This is a genomic window from Chroococcidiopsis sp. CCNUC1, assembly GCF_023546805.1.
Lineage (GTDB): Bacteria > Cyanobacteriota > Cyanobacteriia > Cyanobacteriales > Chroococcidiopsidaceae > Chroococcidiopsis > Chroococcidiopsis thermalis.
The window spans coordinates 87,792-106,827 of record NZ_CP097482.1 but is presented as its reverse complement, the minus strand read 5'-3'; the positions used below and the strand labels follow the sequence as shown (position 1 = coordinate 106,827).

Genomic DNA, 19,036 nt, shown 5'->3' with positions numbered 1-19,036 from the left:
ATTTCTCAATTCACCATGAAACTTACGCCAACTCCTGCTACTTCTAACATGTGGGTTGCCTGTCCCGCCCCCAAGCCACAAGCTGCATTAAGGCTGTTCTGCTTTCACTACGCAGGAGGCAGTGGCTTGAGTTTCCGCCCTTGGCTCGATTGGCTGCCGCTCAATGTTGAAGGCTGTCTTGTCGAGCTTCCAGGACACGGAATGCGACTCTCAGAGCCACCGTTTACTCGCCTAGAGCCGTTGATTGCAGCCTTGCATCAAGCTTTATTACCAAGCTTCACTAAGCCCTTTGTCTTCTTTGGACACAGTATGGGTGCACTTGTAAGCTTTGAACTAGCTCGTCGTTTACGTCGAGAGCAGCATCCCTTGCCATTACATTTATTTGTATCTGGGCAGCGATCGCCTCAAATTCCCGATCCCGATCGCCCCATTCACGCCTTACCAGATTCCGAGTTTTTGGACGAACTACGTCGCTATAATGGCACGCCAGAGGCAGTTTTAGCCAATACCGAATTAATGCAGCTCTTATTACCAACGCTACGGGCTGACTTTGCCGCCATTGAAACCTATGATTATAGTGATGAACCTCCATTAGATTTCCCAATCGGCGTTCTTGGTGGACTACAAGATTGGAAAGCAGATCCTCCCAGTCTAGAAAGTTGGCGAGAGCAAACCCAAGCTATCTTCGATCTGCGGTTATTTCCAGGCGATCACTTCTTCATCTACAAGGCTCAACCACAAGTGTTGTCGTATCTTTGCCAAGGATTGAACCAAATTCTTAATCAAACGAGCGATCGCCAACCTAATCTGTAAGTAGTATGGGGCGACTACAAGTCGCGACTACACAGACAAAACCCGCAAGGCAAGGGTTAAAAATCTCGATCTTCCATGAGTGCGCGTAGGTGGAAAGAGTTTCTATAGCGGTTCTAAATCAATTATGAAAAGAGCGATCGTGACTGTAACGCGATTGCACTTCTGGAGCGACAGATGACAAATAACTAATGATAACCGAAACCAAGCGTTCATAACTCAAATAGAATTGCTATATAACAAGTATCTATTAAAAAAATGCTAAGAATTTATCGTAAAAAATAGGATAAAACTATTGAGAATCTATTGCATTAACAAAACTATTTTGATATATTGAACAGGTAACAAACAGAAGCTCAAACATTAATAACAAATCGAGACTATTGTCTTGTCAAGGTATCACAAAGTTAAGCTAAGCAGTTTTGAACGCATAAGATTTGCGGAAATCTAATAAGTAGCGATCGCTAAATGTGAAAAATTCATATTCTGACCGAGATCGCAAGCGTGTAAGTAATGTAAATAAAGTTTATCAGGGTACTCTCACTGTGCTTACGCTTGTCGAGTAGCCATTCAATTACACAGCAATGTCCAACATTACATAGCCGATCGAGGAATTAGAAATTAAATTTCCCTGATATCTCTTCTCTTAGGGTCAAGAAGGAAAACGAGATGAACCGTCGTGTGGATCGACTACCAACCATTTTTAATATTGCCGCTCATTTTCTCGAAGCTAATATTTCACAAGGACGCAGCGATCGAATTGCATTCTATCATCAGAATGAAACATTCACGTATGCTCAGGTTAAACAACTCGTGCAATCTACGGCTGGATACTTTTCCGAGCTGGGGCTAGAGTCAGAAAACCGCATTGCCATTCTGTTACCCGATACTCCTGAGTTGGCGATCGCGTTTTGGGCTGCGATCTGGCTTGGTGCTGTTCCGGTTCCAATTAACACCGGATGCGCGATTGATGATGTTCGCTATATCCTCCAAGACTCGCGTGCCAAGATTTTACTCACAACCCAAACTTGGCAAGAACGATTGATGCCCATCTCCATTCCATCTCTGCGGCATATTTTGCTCACCGATGGAGAAACACTATTTCGATCGCAAATCTCTCATTCACCCGCGATCGCCCTACCAGCTCAAACTGCTCGTGATGAACCTGCATTTTGGCTGTACACTTCAGGCAGTACGGGACGACCCAAAGGAGTAGTTCATGCCCACAGCAGCATGATGGTTTGTGCAGAACGCTACAGTCAAGCAATCTTAGGTTTAAGTGCAAACGATCTTGTCTATTCCGTTGCTAAAATGCCTTTTGCCTATGGGTTAGGCAATACACTATACATGCCAACGGCAGTAGGAGCGTCAGCCGTTTTAGCAGATGCACAAAACGCCTTTGATATCGTTGCAGATATTCATCGCTATCGCCCAACGGTTCTATTTGCAATCCCAAGTGCCTATGCGGGAATCTTAGCCGTAGAGGAAATTGCGCCATTGGACGTGTCTTCATTACGGCTTTGCGTTTCAGCAGCAGAACAGTTACCTAAAACTATTTGGTATAAGTGGCGAGAACAATATGGTTTAGAAATCTGTGAAGGCATTGGCACGACAGAACTATTACATATTTTTCTGTCTAATACAGCGGCAGCCTGCCGTCCTGGAAGTTCAGGTCGTCCCGTTTCAGGGTACGATCTCCGAGTAGTAAACGAGCATGGCATTCCGGTTGCTCCAGGTGAGATTGGCGATCTGCAAGTGAGTGGTGAGAGCCTGATGTTAGGCTACTGGAACCGACTCAAAGAAACTCGGCAAGCCCTTTGCGGTGAAACCATGCGAACCGGAGATAAGTATTTAGTGGACTGTGATGGCTATTTCTGGTTCATGGGACGTAAAGATGACTTCTTTAAAGTTAACGGGATGTGGGTGTCTCCATTTGAAATTGAAGATGTGTTGTTGCAGCATGATGATGTGTTGGATGCGGCTGTGGTATCGGAGTCCGATCGCGGCGAACAATTAACCGAGATTGTTGCCTATGTTAGCCTCAAATCTGGGATAGAGCGATCGCCTCACCTGACAGACACCTTACGTCAATGGGCAAAAAGCCGCCTACCACACTTCAAAGCACCCAAACAAATTTACATTGTAGACACTCTACCCCGTACCCCGACAGGTAAAATTCATCGTAAATCATTGCTTAGAGAGACAGCAACTAGCCCTTAGCAGTTATAGCAAAGCGCGGAAAGGTTAGGACATCCTAGCCGCTTGAAACCATTGTCTCCAAGGTCTTTTCCTTCTGCCCTCTGCCATACCTAATCCTCTTTCATCCTACTTCATCCTTTGTAAACCCTCCCCAAAGCAGCTCAGTATGTATCCAGTTGCCAGCAGTATGCTCACCTATCAGGAGACGTTCGTACCAGGTTGGCGCGAACCGCTCCTGTTACTCAAAAACTTGTTGGATGCTCAAGTCTTTTCCGACTATGTAATGTACCAGCGCAATAATGAAGTGCGGATTGCGGGAAATGTCTTGGCAGATGTGTTGGTGACGACGGAAACTATCTCCAGTCGATGCCAAGGACAACACCAATCGGAGCCAATTCACGACCCCTTGAAACAGGTAGAATCCACGCTGGCTGAGTTACCGATCGAGCATTGGAATGCCTATGGATATGTAAGCTTCGATCTGGCTCGTTTTTACTACCCCTATACCAAAGCGATCGCCCAGCCACTACTGCATTTCCTCGTGCCTGAAACAGAGCTGCACATTACACCCAAGGGAATTCGGATTAGAAGCGTTAAACCATTAGCGCCTTTGCAAGATGTGCTGGCAGACTCATCATTGCCAAATTATACAGCTACTTTGTTAAGTTTAAATGCTGCCGATCGCAGTCACTACCAGCAACAAGTCAGCACTCTAATTGAAGCAATCCAAACCGGACAATTGCATAAAGCAATCTTGTCGCGATCGATTAAAGTGAAAGGGGAATTGGATGCAGTAGGAACTTACGCATTAGGAGACAAAAATAATATTGCGGCGCGATCGTACTGTTTGCAATTGGGTGATGTCAAGGCGGTTGGTTTTAGTCCAGAAATCTTGATGGATGTGAATGCCAATGGGTTTGTTGTTACCAATCCATTAGCTGGAACTCGACCTCGCTCCGAGCATTTGACAGAAGATACTCGGCTCAAACGCGAACTATTTTCTGATGCTAAAGAAGTGAAGGAACACGCCCTTTCTATTTGGTTCGCGCAGCAAGAGATGGCTTCAGTCTGTTTGCCTGAGACAGTTCAAATTTATGACTTCATGCAAGTCAAACAATATAGCTGCGTGCAACATTTATCATCTCGTGTAGGGGGACAGCTTCAACCAGGAAAAACTTTGTGGGATGCCTTAAAAGTCTTATTTCCAGGTATTACTGTTTCTGGCATTGATAAACACTGCGCTTTGGAATGGATCGATCGCTTAGAAACCGAACCACGAGGTATTTATGCTGGTGGAATTGGTTGGATCGGTAGCAATGGCATGGCAGATTTGGCGATCGCCATTCGCTCAGTTTATCAATATAAAAATTGGGTTTATCTCAATGCAGGAGCTGGAATCATGGCAGAATCAATTCCTCAAAATGAATACATAGAATCAGTGAATAAGATGAATACTATGCTTACCAATTTAGTCATGTCTCGGCAGGTATAGCAAGCGAAAAGATTAGGATATCAATGTCACCTGTAACCGCTGTTCGGAAAGGCTTTTCCTTCTGCCTTCTGCCTTCTGCCCTATAGGGAGAGTCATTCAATAGTCAGATTTTCAAGTGAAAGGAGATTACGATCGTGAACGATCCGGTTGGCATTCGCTCACTTGCACTTCGTTTCCCTAACGCGATCCGCACCAATGACTATTGGCGCGAGAAAACGCCTGAATTGGCGATATCTAAGCCAAGACGAACTCGAACCGATCGCCCCATTGAGCTAACTGCTAATGCTAGCGGACTAGAAATTTGGTCGCAAGCCGTCGCTCCCTATCTATCCGATCCGTTTCGAGGCAGTGTGGAACGACGAGTCCTAGACGATTGCGAGTCTTCGTTCGCGCTAGAACATAGTGCTGCTCAAGATGCGATCGCCGCTGCCAACCTGACCCCCGCAGATATCGATCTCCTGATTGTCACATCAATTTTTCCAGAGCAAGTTGGTTTTCGTGATGCTTCCTATCTGGTCGATCGACTCAGTTTGCAGTGTCCAGCCTGGAATCTAGAATCGACCTGTTCCAGTGCCGCGATCGCCCTGCAAACTGCCGCTGCATTAGTCCGCACCCATGAATATCGGCATATTTTGGTTGTCGTTTCTCACGTTGGATCGAATGCGATCGACCTAACCGATACTCTTTCTTGGTCAATTGGCGATGGAACTGGCGCTTTTGTCGTCGCCACACTCAAATCGGAGCAAGGAATCTTAGGTAGCAAAATCGTGCATACTGCCGCAACTCGCGGCGCTCATGCCTATGATTGGGTAATGGAGTCAGGTCAGCCGCGCCTATGTATGCGAACGGGTGAAAATGCCGCTGCACTAGCAGAGACTGCCGTCGATTACGTGCGGATCTGCTGTGAAGGAGCCGCTGCTGCTGCTGGCGTTACCCTCGATCGCATTGATTTTTTCGCCTTTAATACGCCAACGGCTTGGTACGCCCAGGTTTGCACTCAAGCACTTGGAATCGATCGCGATCGAACCATTAATCTTTATCCTTATTACGCCAATATTGGTCCCGTTTTCCCGATCGCCAACTTATATCACGCCGTTCAAACTGGAAAGCTCCGCGAAAATCAATTAGCCTTGGTATATACCATTGGTGCTGCTGCAACCGCCGCTGCAACGGTGATGCGCTGGGGAGAGGTTGGTTTGGGACCTACTCCTGCTCCGCCAAAAACTTTAATCCAGACCGAAGATAGAGTTGTTCTAGCCGATCGCATTTCATGTTCGCGAGATGTACTATTCGCCACTGTACCAGCAGCAAGACAGCAACGACTCGAAACGTATTTAACCCAATGGCTGACGCAAACGCTGACCTTATCATTCCCCACGATCGACCAGCAGCCTTTAGCATCAATGCTAGATTCTTTAACGATTTTGGCATTACGAGGAAAAATGGAAGCAGATTTGCAGGTACGAGTGCCAATGACGCAATTTTTTGGCGATCGCACTATCTCTGAACTTGCGGCTTATATATTAAATCAATTGGCGATCGCGGATTTAGTCACTTCAACATCAAATGCTGCGATTCCCGATTCAGAACGAGAAACATTGAGTTTATAATTCATCTCTCGCCATTGCCAACAGCCATTATCGAACAACATCGAACAACTATCATGGAGCTGCATTCACTTCTCACTCATCTCTCAGATCGAGGTATCAAACTCTCCGCCGAGGGTGACTCTCTCCTCATCGATGCGCCCAAGGGAAGTATCGTACCAGAACTACGAGACTCATTGATCGAACACAAAGCAGAACTACTATTATTGCTCCATCAAAACAGTGAAACTGCAAGTTCTGGGAGATTACCGCAGATCGAATCCGATCCGGCACATCGCTACGAGCCATTTCCTCTAACAGAGATGCAGCGAGCTTTTTGGGTTGGTCGAAGTGGCGTGTTGGAATTAGGTACGGTTGCCAATCACGGATATTATGAAATTGATTGCAAGGATTTAGCGTTAGAACGGCTGAACCAAGCACTACACCAACTAATCGATCGCCACGATATGCTCAGAGCGATCGTCTTGCCAGACGGACAGCAGCAAATATTGCAGCAGGTTCCGCCATACGAGATTCAGGTATTCGATCTACGGGGACAGAAGCGCGAAGCTATTGAGGCGCACCTTGAAACTATTCGGCAGCGGCTGTCCCATCAAGTATTACCGACCGATCGCTTTCCTCTATTTGAGTTCTGTGCCACGCTGCTAGATGAAGTCCGCACTCGTTTGCATATCAGCTACGACCTACAAATATTTGATGCATGGAGCCTGTTTCGGCTGTTTGATGAGTGGTTTCAACTCTACCAACAGCCAAATATTCAATTACCGCCGCTGGAAATCTCTTTTCGTGACTATGCGATCGCCGAGCGAAAATTGCCGCAAACTGAATTATATCGGCGATCGCAGGCGTATTGGTTCAACCGTCTCGATCGTTTACCTCCGGCTCCAGATTTACCACTAGCCAAACAACCCAAAGAACTCAAACAGCATCTCTGTAAGCGGTATGACAGACAACTCAGCCGCGATATTTGGCAGCAATTGAAACAGCGAGCGGCTCAAGCAGGTCTGACTCCTTCTGGGGTTTTGTTAGCAGCCTTTGCTGAAGTTTTGAGCCAGTGGAGCAAAGTACCGCAATTTACCTTGAATCTAGCGTCATTCAATCGGCTGCCGCTCCATCCTCAAGTCAACGACCTCTTAGGAGATTTTACATCTGTCATTTTATTAGCCGTCGATTATACGGCAAAAGAATCATTTGTCGATCGCGCTAAACGATTACAACAACAGCTTTGGCAGGACTTAGAACATCGTTATGTTAGCGGTGTTGAAGTGACGCGGGAACTCTCTCGCCGTCGAGGAATGCCGCCAAGTGCAATGCCTGTTGTCTTTACGAGTACCTTGGGCTTTGGCGTACTAGGACAAGAAACGCTCACGTTTAGTCACTTTGGTGAGTTGGTATATGGAATTAGCCAAGCCTCACAAACCTGGATGGACGTGCAGGTTTGGGAAGATAAAGGGCGGTTAACTTGTAATTGGGATGTGGTGGAAGAACTATTCCCAGACGGGCTGATTCAAGACATGGTTGAGGCATATTGGCAGTTGCTTCAACAGCTTGCCACTTCAGAAGCTGCTTGGCTGGAAACGACGCGATCGCTCATCCCCCCTGCTCAATTGGCGCAGCGAAAGGCAACCGAGACTGCTCCTATTCCAGATGCGTTATTGCATTCGTTGTTTGCCGCTCAAGTTGAAGCCAATCGCGATCGATGGGCGATCGTCACTGCTCGCGAGCGCCTGACATATCAGGAGGTATATCGCCGTTCTAACCAGATAGGGCATTGCCTGAGAGAAAGAGGCGTTCGTCCCAATCGGCTTGTGGCTGTGGTAATGGAAAAAGGGTGGGAACAAGCGATCGCAGTGCTAGGCATTCTAGCAGCGGGTGCTGCCTATGTTCCCATAGATCCAAGTTTGCCGCCTGCTCGTTTAGCCGATTTAGTAAATCATAGCGATGCCGAAATTGTCTTAACTCAGTCTTGGCTTGATCGGCGACTGAAATGGACGATTGCCGCTCAACGGCTCTGTGTCGATACTGATTTTTGTAATGAGAGTTGCGAGCCATTACTGCCAGTTCAAACTCTAGACGATCTAGCTTATGTTATTTACACCTCTGGCTCTACAGGTCAGCCGAAAGGCGTGGCGATCGCCCATCGGGGTGTAGTGAATGCGATCGCTCACACCAATCAACAGTTCCAGGTTAGTGCAGGGGATCGGGTACTGGCATTAACGGCACTTCATCATGATATGTCGGTGTATGACATCTTTGGAGTCTTAGCCGCAGGTGGAACGCTAATCGTCCCAGATGCAAGTATGAGCCGCGATCCGGCTCATTGGATGGCACTCATGCAACAGGAGCGCGTGACGCTCTGGAATTCGGTTCCAGCCATGATGGAAATGCTGTTAGCGTATGCTGAGTCTAATTCCAGCGTTCAATTACCCGATTTGCGTTGGACGTTTCTTGGTGGTGATTGGATTTCATTGACATTGCCCGATCGCCTCAAGGCTTTGGCTCCCAATGCTCAACTTGTGAGTGTTGGTGGACCTACAGAAACGACGCTTTGGAACATTTGGCACGTTGTCGATCGCATCGATTCTCATTGGAAAAGTATTCCTTACGGACGACCTATTGCCAATACTAAGTATTATGTATTAAATGAATCATTAATAGATTGTCCCACCTGGGTTCCAGGGGAATTGTGCTGTGCTGGAGTTGGGTTAGCCAAAGGCTATTGGCGCGATCCAGAGAAAACGCGCGATCGCTTCATTACCCATCCTCAAACAGGAGAACGAATTTATCGCACGGGCGATCTAGGACGCTATCGCGCTGATGGCACGCTGGAAATTTTAGGACGAGTCGATTTTCAGGTCAAAATTCGGGGACAGCGAATTGAAACGGGAGAAATTGAAGCTGCATTGCAACAACATCTAGCCGTGCGAGGGGCAATCGTGACTGCTATTGAGCCGCAGACCGATAAAGCTCGATTAGTTGGATTTGTTGTACCAGATCGGCAGAAACCGTCTCCAGAAACATTACGGCAATTTCTCAATGCGAGATTGCCAGCTCATATGGTGCCTACGCTCTTTGTCATTCTAAAAACCTTCCCACTTTCAGCAAATGGGAAAGTTGATCGCCGCACGCTCATGGCGCAGGCGATCGCATTGCCAATGCCAGAAACTGCTTACATCGCGCCGCAAAATCAGCTTGAGCAAACCATTGCAGCCGTTTGGCAGGAAATACTACATCTCGATCGAATCGGCGTTCGCGATAACTTTTTTGACATTGGTGGCAATTCTCTGTTAGTTACAAAAGCTTACAGTAAGCTCAAGATCGCTCTCCCTGATGATGTCAAGTCATGGGCGCTCACCGATTTATTCAAGTATCCCACAATTCATTCATTCGCCGCCTATTTGCATCCCGATCCACTGTCTTCACCTCACCCATCAGAAGAACTCGCGCAAAAATTGCAGGACGGCAAGACGCGGCTAAAACAACAATTATCTAGAGCGATCGCCATCCGGCAGTAATTATCTTGCTTAAAACAACTACAGTAACGCACGTAAAACAGGGCTATGAACGTTGAGCAGAACGGCTTAGAAGTTGCCATCATTGGACTATCAGGACGATTTCCTGGTAGCCAAAACGTCCAGGAATTTTGGCAACATTTGACTCAAGGGAATGAGTTAATTTCTGTATTTCCAGAAACAGAATCCAATGGAGCAATTAAAGAAGAACGGGAGCGATCGCTCAAAGCAGGAGGTATCTTAAACGATATTGAATGGTTTGATGCTGCCTTTTTTGGCTTCAGCCCCAGAGATGCTGAACTAATGGACCCACAACATCGCCTCTTCCTAGAATGCGCTTGGGAAGCTCTAGAAAATGCTGGATACGACTCAGAACGGGAAACTAGACCGATTGGTGTCTATGCAGGTGTGGGAGTTAGCACCTACTTGCTCTATAACCTGTTCCCTAACCGTTTAAAGGATTCTTTGGGCTATTTCCCAGTTCTGCTCGCGTCTGATAAGGATTACGTACCGACACGGGTATCCTACAAACTCAATTTGAACGGACCGAGTTTGAGCGTCGGCACTGCCTGTTCTAGTTCATTGGTGGCAGTTCATTTAGCCTGTAAAGGCTTGTTAAGTGGGGAATGCGATCTGGCGTTGGCAGCAGGCGTATCGGTTAAAGCGCCTCAAACCGCTGATACACTTTGCCCAGAGGGAATTGCGCCCGATGGACATTGCCGCGCCTTTGATGCTAGTGCTGCTGGAACTATTGGTGGTAATGGCATTGGAGTGGTTGTGTTAAAGCGATTGACAGACGCGATCGCGGATGGAGATTACATTTATGCCACGATTGAAGGGTCTGCGGTTAACAATGATGGCTCGCAGAAAGTAAGTTACACTGCGCCTAGCGAAGCGGCGCAGGCGCAAGTCATTCGCACGGCTCAACTCATGGCGGAGGTAGCGCCAGAAACTGTTAGCTATGTTGAAACTCACGGCAGTGGGACTCCAATCGGCGATCCGATTGAAGTGGCAGCATTAAAACAAGCTTTTTCCAGCAAGAAAATCGGCTATTGTGCCATAGGTTCGGTGAAAAGTAACATCGGGCATTTGGATGCAGCAGCAGGCATTGCAGGCTTAATAAAAACCGTATTGGCATTGCATCACAAGGTTTTGCCACCGAGTCTTCACTTTGAAACACCTAATCCGCAAATCGATTTCGCCAATAGCCCATTTTATGTCAACACTCAGCTGGCTGAATGGCACGCCAACGGCACGCCCCGACGCGCAGGGGTGAGTTCCTTCGGTTTTGGTGGCACTAATGCCCATCTGGTGCTAGAGGAAGCGCCAATAAGGGTGGAATTGCCGCTGACTTCCCCGTACCAATTGCTATTGCTTTCTGCTAAAACAGAATCGGCGCTAGAAGCTGCAACTCATAACCTGAGCGAGCATTTACAGCAGCACCCAAATCTCAATCTAGCGGATGTGGCTTACACGCTACAAGTTGGGCGGCGAGGATTTAGCCATCGTCGGGCGATCGTCTGTCAATCCATTGATGATGCGATCGCGGCGCTGCAAGACCCCAAACGAGTTCTCACGAGCGTTTGCGATGAAGATCGGCAACCTGCGATCGCCTTTTTATTTGCGGGTTTGGGGACTCATTATGTCGGTATGGGTAGGGATTTATATCAAACCGAACCTGTTTTTCGCGATGCGATCGATCGCTGCTGTGAATTCCTTAAACCACTGATAGGGCGAGATCTCAGAGAACTGATTTATGCAAATAAAACTGACTCTGCGATCGGTGCAGCACCTAGCATCGATCTGCGGAAAATGTTGGGACGAGACGAGACTCCAGCCGATGCTGCGACGCAAATTCTCAACCAGACAGAATTTACACAGCCTGCCATGTTTGCGATCGAATATGCACTGTCGCAATTGTGGCGATCGTGGGGAATTCGTCCGGCTGCAATGATGGGATACAGCTTAGGAGAGTACGTAGCAGCAACCCTAGCAGAGGTCATGTCGCTGGAAGAGGCGCTAACACTCATTGCCAAGCGATCGCAACTGATCCAGAAATTGCCGCCTGGTGCCATGCTAGCCGTTCCATTAGCAGAAGCCGAAGTACGCGCTTTGTTAAACGATCGGCTTTCATTATCTGCCATTAATGGTTCTAATCTGTGTGTTGTCGCTGGAGCTATCGATGCTGTAGATCGTTTAGCAACTCAATTGCAGGAGCGAGGAATAGTCTGTCGCAGAGTGCAAACTTCCCATGCCTTTCATTCTCACATGATGCAGGCGATCGCGCCCGAACTTACTAAGGTGGTTGAAACAATTACATTAAAGCCACCGAAAATACCTTATATTTCTAATGTCAGTGGAACCTGGATTACAGCAGAGCAAGCGACCGATCCAGGCTATTGGGCAGAGCATCTCTGTCAGCCTGTCCGGTTTGCAGACGGCATCCAGCAATTGTGGCAATCTCAACCTTCTATTCTGTTGGAAGTGGGACCTGGACAAACACTGAGCAGCATGGCGTTACAATGCTTAGAATTTGAGCCAAAAAATGCTCCACTCGTCTTACCTTCGCTACGTCATGCTTACGAACGCCAGTCCGACATCACATTTATCCTGAATGCTTTAGGACAACTGTGGCTTTCGGGTGTAAAAATTGACTGGCAAACCGTTCATGCACTTGAGTCTCGATACCGTCTGCCGTTACCAACCTACCCATTTGAACGACAACGCTATTGGATCGATCCGCCGACAGAATCCGATCGCTCCATTCCGGCGCGATCTGCCGATCTGTGGACAAATATAATTGAAGCAGGTCAAGATCGAGCGATCGCTGGCGTGAGATCGCTTAATGAAGCAGAACATCAAGAAAATCGGCTGTGGCTCGATCGGCTTTGTATTGCTTATCTCAACCAAACATTCAAGCGTTTAGGGACGTTTAACGATACATCCGATCGCTACTCAGCAGAAGAAATATGCGATCGTTGCCACATCATTCCTCGCTATCAAGAATTAGTCAACCGCTGGCTGCATGTTTTAGTCGAACACGGGCAATTACAGCAAGATGAGCAGGGGTGCTTTACCCAATTACAACCGATCTCAACTGATGCGATACCATCCTTACTCGATGAAGTCAGACGGCGATCGCCCGACACATTAGAATGGATTGATATTTATCAACGATATGGTGAAAATTTACCAGTTATTTTAACTGGAGAGCGAGAACCATTGGAGTTTCACTTCTCAATGAATCTCCAGCAGGCACAAGCGATTCCTCGCTACCCCACTCAGGACTATTACAAACCTATTTTGCAAGCGATCGTGGAACAGGTTGTACGAGCGTTGCCTGCTAACGCCAGCCTGCGTATTCTCGAACTGGGTGCGGGAACGGGAACAGCAACAGAAGCCGTGTTGCCGCTATTACCCGCCCATCAAACCCGCTATACTTTTACGGATGTAGGCAGCTTATTTTTACAAACGGCACAACAAAAATTCAGTGCTTATCCTTTTATTGACTACCGCTTGTTTGACATCGAGCGATCGCCAGAATCGCAGGGGTTTGCAGCTCATGGTTTCGATCTCATTATTGCCTTCAATGTTTTACATGTAGCTCGCGATCTCGATCGAACGCTAGAAAACGTGCGATCGCTGCTAGCGCCAGGTGGATTGCTCTTACTATGGGAAATTACCCAAGACAGACTAGAAGCCGATTTGATGGATGCCGTGTTGATGAATCCCATCGCCGATCCCACAGGTAAACGCAATATGGGAGATCCTTTCCTATCGAAAGCGGAGTGGCAAACGGCACTCACCACGCATGGCTTTGAGCAGGTGGCGGCATTTTCAGAATTTGCGCCTTACGGAGAGCATGTGATGATAGCACAAGCTCCTGTCAATGTCCCTTCTATACCCTCTGCATTCACTGTTCCTTTGGAATCAGATCGATCGTCCGCTCCAAAGGCGACTGACTTGGCAGATTGGTTTTACGTGCCGTCGTGGAAGCGATCGCTTCTCCCCAAGCCCTATCAGCCCCAATCCAAATCAGTTCGTACAGATTGCTGGCTGCTTTTCCTCAACGATGAAACAGGGGTAGGAAATGAACTGGTGCAACGATTGATAGGAGAAGGAGCGCAGGTTGTTATTGTCAAACCAGGGACGCAATTCGAGCCCGATTGCTCCTCCGATCGAGGCGATCGATATTCAATCGATCCGAGATCTCGTCAAGATTACGATCGGTTGATCCAAACCTTACAAGCTGAAAATAAAGTGCCAACGGCGATCGCCCACTTGTGGAGTCTCACGCCATCATTACCACTCCCAGTAGAGGAGCCGGATGGAAAAATCCAGGGCTTTTACAGCTTGCTATTTTTAGCTCAAGCGTTAATACGGCATGGACTAACGCACTCTCTATCCATAACGGCGATCTCTAACCATCTGCATACCGTAACTGGCGCAGAAAGCGTGTCTCCAGAAAAAGCAATGATGCTTGGCGCACTCAAAGTCTTACCTCAAGAGTATCCTCATCTTTGTTGTCGCAGTATCGATCTCGATCGCTCATCGATGACAGGTATAGTTGATGCATTGATGGTAGAGTTATACACTACCTCAACTGAAGCGATCGTTGCCTATCGCAGCGGACATCGTTGGGTGCAAACCTTTGAGCCTGTCCGCCTAGAAGCAACACCGGAGACAACATCTCGTTTGCGACAGGGTGGCGTGTATTTCATCACAGGGGGACTCGGAGAAGTTGGACTAACCCTGGCAGAGCATCTTGCCAAGACAGTACAAGCCAAACTGGTGCTGATGGGACGATCTACCTTTCCAGCACGAGAAACATGGTCTCAATGGCTGACAACACATGATGAATCAAATCGCACCAGCCGCAGGATTCGTAAACTGTTAGATTTAGAAGCCTTGGGTGCTGAAGTGTTGGCAATTGGTGCTGATGCGAGCGATGTTACACAACTGCAAAGGGCGATCGCGCAAGCAGAGTCTCGCTTTGGTGTAATTAATGGTGTCATTCATGCGGCGGGCGCTCCAGGTACATTAAGCACCGTCGAGCGGATCGAAATGTCAGACTGTGAGGAACAATTTCAAGCCAAAGTACAGGGAACGATCGCGTTAGAGCAAGTGCTGCGAGGCAAAGGATTAGATTTTTGCCTATTAATGTCATCCCTAGCGGCTATTTTAGGTGGTGCTGGCTTAATAGCTTACACGACAGCAAATCATTTTATGGATGCTTTCGCCCATCAACAAACGCAGCAGGGTACAGTCCCTTGGATTAGCGTCAACTGGGATACATGGCAAACGAACAACGAGCGACGTGAAGCATTTGCAGGAGGCAGCTTTGCGGACTATGCATTTACAGCAGATCGGGGAATTGAGGCTTTAACGCGAATCTTGTTCTGGGCTGGCTTTAGTCAAATTGTTGTTTCGACCGCAGAGTTACAGACTCGACTTCTTCCAGTATCGCCAGTTGCTCAAACAGCGGCGATCGCCTCCACGCCTTCTCGTTCCACAACGCTTCGTCCTAGACCTAATTTAAAGAATGCTTATGTTGCTCCTAACACCGATTTAGAAAACAAAATTGCGGCAAGTTTTCAGAAATTTCTCGGTTTAGAACCCGTTGGCATTCATGATAGTTTCTTTGCACTGGGAGGAGATTCGCTCACAGGCAGTATTCTGATTAATCAACTGCGCGAAGCGTTCCATCTCGATCTGCCCGTCCGTACTTTATTTGAAGCCCCTACAGTAGCAGAATTAGCATTGGCGATCGAAACTCAACTCATTGAAGAATTGGATACTTTAACAGATGAAGAAGTCGCAGTTCGATTGCAGCAAACTGAATCATCTGTACCGTAACTAGGGGAAAATTGCTTTTCAATCGCGGGATGATAGGTAATTAATTCATGCAGAACATGAGATTATGAGTATGCAAGTTGTTGGTGTAATTGGAGCTGGTGTGATGGGCAGCGGGGTAGCACAAAACCTTGCTCAAACGGGTCATCACGTCTTACTGCTCGATCTATCTGAAACGATTTTAGAAAAAGCGAAGCAGGAAATCCAGAATAACCTGCGGTTTCAGGGCTTCTTCAAACGAGAAACACCATCTGACAATCCAGAAGACGTATTAGCGCGGATTAAATTTACGACAGATATCTCTGTTTTGAGAGAAGCAGAATTTGCGATCGAAAATATTGTTGAAAAATGGACGATTAAGCGAGAGGTCTATACTCAAATAGATGCTATTTGTCCGCCTTCAATCATCTTTGCTGCTAATACTTCAGCAATTTCAATTACGCAGATTGCGTCTGCGACAAAACGTGCGCCGCAAGTCATTGGGACTCACTTTATGAATCCAGTACCAATGAAATCAATGGTAGAAGTGATTCGGGGCGATCGCACTAGCGATGAAACAATCGCCGCTACCAAGATGTTGCTGACTCAAATGGGCAAAGACTGTATTGTTGTCAATGATGCACCAGGATTTGTATCAAATCGAGTTTTGATGTTAACCATCAACGAGGCAATCTTTCTGCTTCAGGATCGAGTTGCCTCTGTAGAGGATGTGGATCGGATTTTCAAAACTTGCTTCGGTCACAAAATGGGACCATTAGAAACAGCAGATCTCATCGGATTAGATACAATTTTGCTATCTGTTGAAGTTTTGTATGAGAGTTTCAATGATAGTAAATATCGTCCCTGTCCTTTGTTAAAGCAAATGGTATATGCTGGGAAATATGGTAGAAAAAGCGGACAGGGATTCTATACATATAAATAAGTCATGAGGGGGTTATGGACGACATTAAAGCCAAAATCAAAGGATTTCTATTACAATTTTTTCATAATTACGAATTGCAAGAAGATGAAGATATCTTTGCTTTAGGATTTGTCAATTCCATGTTTGCAATGCAACTGGTGCTGTTTGTAGAACAGGAATTTCAAATTACGATTGGAAACGAAGATTTAGATGTAGAAAATTTTCGTACAGTTAACGCGATCGCCCAATTAGTAGACCGGAAAACAGCGATCGCGCTCGATCGTTGATGACCATCATCTAACGCCTATGCATTTAGATCTCACACCTCAACAACAAAAGGCTCAAGCTGAATTCAAAGCTTTTACCGATCGAGCGATCGTACCCTTTGCCGATCGCGCCGATCGCGAAGAAAAAACGCCACCTGAGTCGATCGCTCAACTTGCGCGTCATGGCTATTTAGGTGCAACGATCACCCCTGAATATGGGGGATGCGGTATGGATACGATCGCTTATGGTTTGCTAAGTGAGACGATTGGACGAGGCTGTGCGTCATTGCGGAGTTTGCTTACGGTTCATACAATGGTGGCTCAGGCACTCCTCAAATGGGGAAGTACCGCCCAGAAAAATCAATGGTTGCCGAAACTAGCGACGGGCGAGGCGATCGCTGCCTTTGGGTTAACGGAACCCAATGTCGGAAGCGATGCTCAACGAATCGAGACAACCGCCACACTGGAAGGCAATGCCTATATCCTCAACGGCAGCAAGAAATGGATTACCTACGGTCAAATTGCTGATGTTTTCTCGATCTTTGCCCAGTGTGATGGAAAGCCAACTGCATTTTTAGTTGAAAAAAATGCCCCAGGTCTTTCAATTGAACCAATTTTTGGTATGTTGGGCGCGAGAGCATCCATGTTAGCTGAATTGCGGTTCGATCGATGTCGTATTCCGCGTGAAAATTTAGTTGGTAAAGTAGGATTTGGCTTGTCTTGCGTGGCATCTGCTGCCCTCGACTACGGCAGATACAGTGTTGCTTGGGGCTGTGTGGGTATCGCTCAGGCGTGTTTAGAAGCTTGTTTGCACTACACGAGCGTTCGTCAACAATTTGGGACTTATCTTAAAGAACACCCGTTAATTCGCCAGTTGATATCAGACATGATTACGCAAACCAAGGCAGCTCGGTTGCTATGCTATCAAGCTGGCTATCTGAGGCAAATTGGCGATCCTAAGTCCATTGCTGAAACGTCTATTGCCAAATATTTTGCTTCAACTACCGCAATGAAAGCGGCAAGTGATGCGGTTCAAATTCACGGCGCTAATGGTTGTAGTCCAGCTTTTTCGGTTGAACGGTATTGGCGAGATGCGAAAATCATGGAAATCATTGAAGGCAGTACCCAAATTCAGCAATTGACGATCGCCAGCTATGGTTATCAGGAATATGGAATGGCAATCTCGTCTAAAACACTCCCAGTTCAGATGACTAGTACCCCGTAAGGACAAAGCATTTGCACCGAAACAAAGAAAAGAAATACAAGGACATAGATCGTGATGCCGATTCAGACAGAATCAATAAATGCGCGTCAAACCGATCGCACAGTGATTAAATGTGTGGTTTGGGATTTAGATAATACCCTTTGGCATGGTGTGTTATTGGAAGAGCAGGTGACGCTGCGGCATCAGGTTGTTGATATTATCAAAACCTTGGATAGTCGGGGAATTTTACAGTCACTAGCGAGCAAAAATGAAAATACACTAGCACTGGCAAAACTGCAAGAATGGGAATTAGTAGAATACTTTCTTTATCCACAAATTAATTGGAATTCAAAAGTTGCATCTATTCGCACGATCGCCCAATTTTTGAATATCGGATTCGAGGCGATCGCATTCATTGACGACCAGCCGTTTGAGTTAGAAGAAGTACGATTTTCATTGCCAGAAGTATTGTGTATCAATGCGATTGAACTCAATAATTTGCTAGATCTACCTGTCATGCAGCCTCGTTTCATTACTTCAGATTCACGACAGCGACGGTTGATGTATTTGAGCGATATTCAACGCGATCGGGCAGAAGCAGAATTTGTGGGTCCGCAAACTGAGTTTTTAGCAACGCTAAATATGAATTTTACAATTGCGATCGCGCGAAAAGAAGATTTACGGCGAGCAGAAGAACTTACGATTCGCACTAATCAATTAAATACAACAGGCGATTCTTATTCTTATGATGAACTAGATCGATTGCGTCAATCCGAGCGGCACAAACTACTTGTTGCTAGCCTGGACGATCGGTTTGGCAGCTACGGCAAAATTGGGCTAGCACTAGTGGAATGTCACCCTGAAACATGGCTGATTAAGCTGTTGTTGATGTCATGTCGCGTTATGTCTAGAGGCGTAGGAACGATTTTGCTAAATTACATTATGCAGCTAGCAAAAGAGAATCAAGTGCGCTTGATGTCAGAATTTGTGGCGAACGATCGCAATCGCATGATGTACATCACTTATAAGTTTGCAGGCTTTCGAGAAGTGGAAATACACAATGGGCGATCGATTTTGGAAACCGATTTGAGTCAAATCCAGCCGTTTCCAGATTATGTCAGTGTAAAAACTATCGCATAAGTAGCCGCGATTCGGATGCGTGTGGGCATTTATTAAATCCAACTATTAGATA

The 19,036-nt window shown here is 46.7% G+C and carries 10 protein-coding genes and 1 pseudogene; all 11 read left to right on the top strand.

Going from position 1 to position 19,036, the window contains the following annotated elements; genetic code table 11:
* The first annotated feature begins 15 nt into the window (after positions 1–15).
* The 11 genes and pseudogenes from M5J74_RS31445 (at position 16) to M5J74_RS31400 (ending at position 18,984) form a co-directional block, all read left to right on the top strand.
* Positions 16–813, top strand: coding sequence for a thioesterase II family protein (locus tag M5J74_RS31445; RefSeq protein ID WP_305883644.1), 798 nt, complete (start codon positions 16–18; stop codon positions 811–813).
* A 666-nt stretch (positions 814–1,479) separates the two neighbouring features.
* Positions 1,480–3,030, top strand: a complete 1,551-nt coding sequence (locus M5J74_RS31440; protein ID WP_250017964.1) for a benzoate-CoA ligase family protein — start codon at positions 1,480–1,482, stop codon at positions 3,028–3,030.
* Between the two features lie 145 nt (positions 3,031–3,175).
* Positions 3,176–4,501 (top strand): salicylate synthase, encoded by a 1,326-nt coding sequence (locus tag M5J74_RS31435; protein ID WP_250017961.1) that lies wholly within the window; start codon positions 3,176–3,178, stop codon positions 4,499–4,501.
* 134 nt (positions 4,502–4,635) lie between these two features.
* Positions 4,636–5,208 (top strand): annotated as a pseudogene (locus M5J74_RS33795) (3-oxoacyl-ACP synthase); the annotation flags it as partial.
* A gap of 183 nt (positions 5,209–5,391) precedes the next feature.
* Positions 5,392–6,111, top strand: coding sequence for a 3-oxoacyl-[acyl-carrier-protein] synthase III C-terminal domain-containing protein (locus M5J74_RS33790; protein WP_371934132.1), 720 nt, complete (start codon positions 5,392–5,394; stop codon positions 6,109–6,111).
* A gap of 53 nt (positions 6,112–6,164) precedes the next feature.
* Positions 6,165–9,623, top strand: coding sequence for a non-ribosomal peptide synthetase (locus M5J74_RS31425; protein WP_106216176.1), 3,459 nt, complete (start codon positions 6,165–6,167; stop codon positions 9,621–9,623).
* A gap of 45 nt (positions 9,624–9,668) precedes the next feature.
* Positions 9,669–15,476, top strand: coding sequence for a type I polyketide synthase (locus tag M5J74_RS31420; protein WP_250017956.1), 5,808 nt, complete (start codon positions 9,669–9,671; stop codon positions 15,474–15,476).
* Between the two features lie 64 nt (positions 15,477–15,540).
* Positions 15,541–16,395: a 3-hydroxyacyl-CoA dehydrogenase family protein gene (locus M5J74_RS31415; RefSeq protein ID WP_305883643.1), complete on the top strand. Its 855-nt coding sequence runs from the start codon at positions 15,541–15,543 to the stop codon at positions 16,393–16,395.
* A 14-nt stretch (positions 16,396–16,409) separates the two neighbouring features.
* Positions 16,410–16,661, top strand: coding sequence for an acyl carrier protein (locus M5J74_RS31410; RefSeq protein WP_106216173.1), 252 nt, complete (start codon positions 16,410–16,412; stop codon positions 16,659–16,661).
* Between the two features lie 19 nt (positions 16,662–16,680).
* Positions 16,681–17,865 (top strand): acyl-CoA dehydrogenase family protein, encoded by a 1,185-nt coding sequence (locus tag M5J74_RS31405; protein WP_250017953.1) that lies wholly within the window; start codon positions 16,681–16,683, stop codon positions 17,863–17,865.
* A 54-nt stretch (positions 17,866–17,919) separates the two neighbouring features.
* The gene (locus M5J74_RS31400; RefSeq protein WP_106216171.1) at positions 17,920–18,984 is read left to right on the top strand and encodes an HAD family hydrolase; all 1,065 of its coding nucleotides are present in this window, start codon (positions 17,920–17,922) and stop codon (positions 18,982–18,984) included.
* The last annotated feature ends 52 nt before the right edge of the window (positions 18,985–19,036 follow it).

Coding starts and splice junctions, on each gene's coding strand:
- M5J74_RS31435 (WP_250017961.1), top strand. CDS start 3,176: ATGTATCCAGTTGCCAGCAGTATGCTCACCTATCAGGAGACGTTCGTA.
- M5J74_RS31445 (WP_305883644.1), top strand. CDS start 16: ATGAAACTTACGCCAACTCCTGCTACTTCTAACATGTGGGTTGCCTGT.
- M5J74_RS31405 (WP_250017953.1), top strand. CDS start 16,681: ATGCATTTAGATCTCACACCTCAACAACAAAAGGCTCAAGCTGAATTC.
- M5J74_RS31425 (WP_106216176.1), top strand. CDS start 6,165: ATGGAGCTGCATTCACTTCTCACTCATCTCTCAGATCGAGGTATCAAA.
- M5J74_RS31400 (WP_106216171.1), top strand. CDS start 17,920: ATGCCGATTCAGACAGAATCAATAAATGCGCGTCAAACCGATCGCACA.
- M5J74_RS31420 (WP_250017956.1), top strand. CDS start 9,669: ATGAACGTTGAGCAGAACGGCTTAGAAGTTGCCATCATTGGACTATCA.
- M5J74_RS31440 (WP_250017964.1), top strand. CDS start 1,480: ATGAACCGTCGTGTGGATCGACTACCAACCATTTTTAATATTGCCGCT.
- M5J74_RS31410 (WP_106216173.1), top strand. CDS start 16,410: ATGGACGACATTAAAGCCAAAATCAAAGGATTTCTATTACAATTTTTT.
- M5J74_RS31415 (WP_305883643.1), top strand. CDS start 15,541: ATGAGTATGCAAGTTGTTGGTGTAATTGGAGCTGGTGTGATGGGCAGC.